Origin of the sequence: Immundisolibacter sp. (genome assembly GCF_028696615.1) — a bacterium.
In the GTDB taxonomy this organism is placed as follows: domain Bacteria; phylum Pseudomonadota; class Gammaproteobacteria; order Immundisolibacterales; family Immundisolibacteraceae; genus Immundisolibacter.
In genome coordinates this window covers 1-4,821 of sequence record NZ_JAQVGQ010000205.1, presented here as the reverse complement: position 1 = coordinate 4,821, position 4,821 = coordinate 1, and the positions used below count along the sequence as shown (strand labels likewise).

Annotated in this window: 2 protein-coding genes and 1 pseudogene; 1 reads left to right on the top strand and 2 read right to left on the bottom strand. The window is 72.7% G+C overall.

Annotation, left to right across the window (positions count from 1 at the left end; all coding sequences use genetic code 11):
* Positions 1-258, top strand: a pseudogene (locus tag PHC73_RS11635) (ABC transporter permease); the annotation flags it as partial.
* 20 nt (positions 259-278) lie between these two features.
* Here the strand turns inward: PHC73_RS11635 and PHC73_RS11630 are convergent.
* On the bottom strand, positions 279-1,469 hold the full coding sequence (locus PHC73_RS11630) for a J domain-containing protein (RefSeq protein WP_300128327.1): 1,191 nt from the start codon (positions 1,467-1,469) through the stop codon (positions 279-281).
* The coding region (locus PHC73_RS11625; RefSeq protein WP_300128325.1) for a mechanosensitive ion channel domain-containing protein at positions 1,466-4,821 on the bottom strand (3,356 nt) is incomplete at its 5' end. The genes PHC73_RS11625 and PHC73_RS11630, both read right to left, overlap by 4 nt.

Here is a 4,821-nt window from a genome sequence, read left to right as displayed (position 1 = left end):
AGCCGCCGCCAGCTCGGCGCGGTCTACAACCTGCGCTTTGCGCTGCTCGGCGCCACCGCCAGCCTGCTCGGCTGCGGTGCGGCGGTGGCGGCCGGGGCGCTGGCCTGCCGGTATTACCTCGAGGTGCCGTACCGGCCGAACGCGCTGGCGCTGCTGGGCACCCTGCTGCTGGCCACCGGCCTGGTCACCATTACCGGCCGGCTAGGCGCGCGCCGGGTGCTGGCCACCCCGCCGGCGCGCAGCCTGCGCGGCGGGTGAAGCAGGCACCGAAAAAATCCTCACCAGCCGGCCGGATCGAACAGCGAGTCCAGGTCGTCGGCAGCCGCCCGCGCCTTCATCGCCTGCACGATGGCGTCGATTTGCTGCCGGCGCCGCTGCGGGTCGGCCAATTCCTCAGCCGTCTGGCCGACGTTGACCAGCACCGCGTGCAGCTCATGCAGGCGTTCGTCCAGCAAACGGTCGACCATGTGCGGCGTGCGCACCGCCAGGAACGGGTCCAGGTCGAGGGATATCAGCAGCCTGCCCACCCGGTCACGGGTCTCCGCCTGCAGGGCGGCCAGCTGTTCCTTCAGCACGCGGTTGTAGTGCCGCAGCCGCTCGGCCGGCAGCTCGGCCAGCGCATGCGCGTCGATGTGTTCGAGCTCGAGCTGCATGCGCAGCAGGCCGAGCAGATCGTTCTTCTGGTAGGCCTGGTTCAGCTGCTGCATGAGGCGGGTCTTGTGTGCGCGCTGCTCGGGATCGGGCTCGCGATCCGGGTGCAGGCTGCTGGCGAGCTTGCGGTAAATGTCGCGCACCGACTGGCTGGCGGCCTGCGCCTCCTGCGCCCGCTGCTCGGCGCGCGGGTCCGGCCCACGGCGCTGGCGGCGTCGGGCGGCACGGGCCTCGCGCGCCGCGGCCTGCTGCTCGGCTTGCTCCTGCATGCGCGCCTGCACGTGGTGCAGCAGCTCCTCGGCGCTGTGCGCGGTATGACCTTCCAGCATCTCGTCACCGAAGAAGCTGCCGAGCATCTGTTCGGCCAGCTCCAACTCGATGGCTTCCTCTTCGGCCTGCGCCTGCCGGTAGGGAACGGCACTGTGACGGTCGTAGATCGCCTCCAGCTGCGCATCCGGCCCTTGCGCCAGCAGGCTCGTGGCCAGCTCGCACAACAGATCGACCAGGGCGGCGCGCTGGCGTTTGCCCAGGCGGGTGCCTTTCGGCGGCGCCGCGAGGAAGCCGTCGAGGTACTCCACCAGCGCGCGCTGCGCCTGGGCCAGCTCGCGCTGCGCCGGCAGCAGCTCCTGGTGCACACGACCGAGCAGGCGCGGCGTTTCGGCCTCCCACTGCTGCAGGTCGGCACGGGCGCGCTCGAGTTGGCCGACCAGGCGATCGAAACTGCGCTGCTCGGGGCTGCGCGCCGGGCGCTGGCCGCTGTGCACCAGGTCGCGCCCGCCGGCGTCGTCGAAAAGGGATTTTTGCCGCTTGGAAGTCATACCGCGCCCTCGGTTGTCTGTACGCCCGGGCCGTGTTGCCGCTCAGCCGCCGGCCGGCCGCCCAGCGCCTGCGCGGCGACCTGATCCACGCTGCGCAGGTGCACGTCGCGCTGCGGGAAGGGAATTTCGATGCCGGCCGCGCCGAGCGCGTCGTAGATGGCCATCAGCAGCTCGTGGCGGGCCGGCACCGAATCCTGCAGCGTACGCACGTACACGCGCACCTCGAACTGCAGCGCGCTGTCGCCGAAGTCGGTGAACAGCACCTGCGGCGCCGGCTCACTGAGCAGGCGCGGGTTGGCGCTGACCACCTCCAGCAGCAGTTTCTGCGCCGCGGCGGTGTCCACGCCATACGCCAGCCCGACCCGGATCACCACCCGCAGCATCTGGTCCGACAGGGTCCAGTTGACGAACTGCTCGGTGATGAAGGTCTTGTTCGGGACGATCAGTTCCTTGCGGTCGAAGTCGGTGATGGTGGTGGCGCGGATGCGGATGCGCGCCACACTGCCGCTGACGCCGCCCACGGTCACCGTGTCGCCGACGCGAAACGGCCGCTCGGCCAGGATGATGAGGCCCGAGATGAAGTTGGCGATGATCTCCTGCAGACCGAAGCCAATGCCCACGCCGAGCGCCGCCACCAACCACTGCGCCTTGGACCAGTCCAGGCCAAGCAGGTTGAGCGCCACCACGGCGCCGACGGTGACGATGAGGTAGCGGGTGATGGTGATGACCGCAAAGCGGGCGCCGGCGTCCATCTCCAACCGCTGCAGGATGACCACCTCGAGCAAGCCCGGCAGGTTGCGCGAGGCGAAGGCGGTCAGCGCCGCCACGCCGGCCGCCGTCAGCAGGCTCAGCAGCGTCACCACGCCGGTGGCGGCGTTGGCATCGCCGCCCAGGCGGTAGCGCCACAGCACCACCTGATCGAGCGACTGCAACGCCGGCAACAGGTCCGACCACACACCCAGCAGGACGCCGACCACCGCCACGAACACCACGAAGCCGACCAGGCTGCGCGCCTGCTCGTCCACGGCTTCGATGTCGAGCCGCTCGTCGGCGGCTTGCGGCTTGTCGGTCGCCCCCGCAGCGAGCGCCTGTTTCAGGCTCAACCGGCGCTGCGCCACCGCCAGCGCCCGCAAAATCAGGTAATAGACCAGGATCACGGCCAGCAGCCAGCCGGCGGTTTGCACGATGCGCGCCTGCAGTTGCAGGGCAGCGTAATAAAAGCCCGCCATGGCCAGGACGCCCGGCAGCAGCGGCGTTGCCGTCAACACTAGATGCCACAGGTGCCGCCAGTGCCACAGCCAGCTGTTCCGGCGGGCGGCCAGGTACGCCGCCGGCGCGCCGCGCTGCGGGTGCAGCGAGTGCCACACAAACGCCGCCAGCGTCAGCGACAACACCACGAACGCCAGGCGCCCGACGCTGGCACGCAGCGCCGGCTGCCCAAGCCGCTGCGCCAGCAGCACCAGGAAACCCGCCGGCACCGCCAGCAGGCGCAGACTGAACATCTGCCGGCGCAGCACACGCCGCGTCTCGGGGCGCCACTGGAAGTGCAGGTCGAGCACGCCGCCACGGCGGGCGATGTCGCTGACGAACGCCAGCACGAACACGCCGGGCGCGATGTCGACCAGGGCCGCACCGCCGGCATAGCCGAACGTGCCCTCGGTGGCGCCGGCCGTCATCAGGCGGCCGAGCAGGTACAGCAGCAGCGCCCAGGGCGCAGCGCGCAAGGCCGAATACAGCAGGGCCCGCGCCGTGACCCAGGCGCTGTCGCGGTGCGGGTCCAACAGACGCATCGCATCGGCCTGCTCGCGCCGCTGCAAACGCCGGCGCATCGCCAACAGCAGCAGCGGCGCGAGCAAACCCAGGCCGGCTGCCGGCTGCGCCGCCAGCGCACGCACCAAGGCCGCCGGCAGCTCGCCCCAGGGCGCCGGCCTGAGCAGCGCGGGCAACGCCTGTGACCAGGCCCGCACACCGGCCGGCCCGGAGGCGGGCAGATCGGGCGTCCAGAACAGACGCCGGTCGAGCAGCTCGGCGTAGGCCTGCGCCACCTGCGCCAGTCGCTGCTGGCGCCGGTCGAGGTCGCTCAGCAGGGCGATGCGCCGCGCGTAGGCGTCGTCCAGACGGTCCATGAGCCTGGCTTCGGCGCGCAACAGGCCGGCCAGCTGCTGGCGCAGCGCCGTCGTATCGCCCGTCACACCGGCCTGCTGCAGCAGCTCCTGGGCGCGCTGAAAAGGCGCCGCCAGCTCGCGCCGCTGCTCGGCTAGGCGCAGCTGGCGCAGGCGGGCCTCGCCGATGTCGCGCCGCCGTGCCGCCGCCTCGCGCCGCTGCTCGCCCGGCCGCGGCAGGCGCAGGCGCCGGTCATGCAGGGCCTGCGCCAGGGTGCCGCTGAGCTCGGCCAGTTCGAGCTGCGCCTGGGTGGCGCGCAGCAGGTTTTCGAGCTCCGTCTGCTGCGCCTGCGTGGCTTCGATGGCGGCGCTGGTGCGATCGTCGGCCTGCAGCACGCCGGCCAGCTCGCGCGTGAGCTCGGCCTGACGGGCGGCGGCGGCGCGGATCAGCGGGTGGGCATCGGCGGTGCGCTGCACCAGCGCCTCGGCCTCGGCCAGTTCCTGGCGCGCCAGCTCCTGGCGCGCCGCGCTGAGGCGGGCCGACACGGCGTCGACGAAGTCCTGCAGCACCGCCACCCGCCGCTCGGCGGCGTCGCGCTCGGCCTGCGCCAGCTCGCGCCGCAGCTCCACCGTGCGCAGCTGCTCTTCACTGAGCGCGATGCTGGCCTGCAGCGCGCCGCGCCGGGCCGCCCGCGCCAGTGCCCGCGCCTCGGCCAAGGCGCTGCTTTCGACCGGCGCCGCCTCGTCGTCATCGAGGTCCAGCGCCTGCAGGGCCGCCCGCGCCTGCGCCAGCTCGGGCTGCAGGGTCAGCGGGGCCTGCATGAGCGCCTGCACGCGGCGATCGGCTTCGTCCTGGGCGGCCAGCGCCGCCTCGAGCGCCGCCTGGGCATCGGTCAGCGCCGCCCCCAGCGCGGCCAGATCGGCGCCCGGCGGCGGCAACTCGGGCGGGCTCACGCGCTCGGCGCGCAGCGCGGCGATGCGCCCCGGCGCGGCGCGCACGCTGCTCTGCAGCTGCTCGCGCTCGGCCTGTTTGGCCAGCGCCTGCTGCAGGTCGTTGCGCGCCGCCTGCAGCTCGGCCAGTACCGCGGCGCGGTCGGTCTCGGTCAGGGATTTGTCAGTCTGTACGGCGGCCAGGCGCTGGTCGATCAGCGTCGCATCCGGCAGCTTGATTTCAGCCGCCGCCAGCCACGCCGGCACCACCATCAGCAGCGCCGCCAGCAGCCGGCGCACGGCACGCATCGGCCCGCCCC

Bases quoted from the DNA above. Each gene is read 5' to 3' on its own strand.
- PHC73_RS11630 (WP_300128327.1), bottom strand. From the start codon at position 1,469: ATGACTTCCAAGCGGCAAAAATCCCTTTTCGACGACGCCGGCGGGCGC.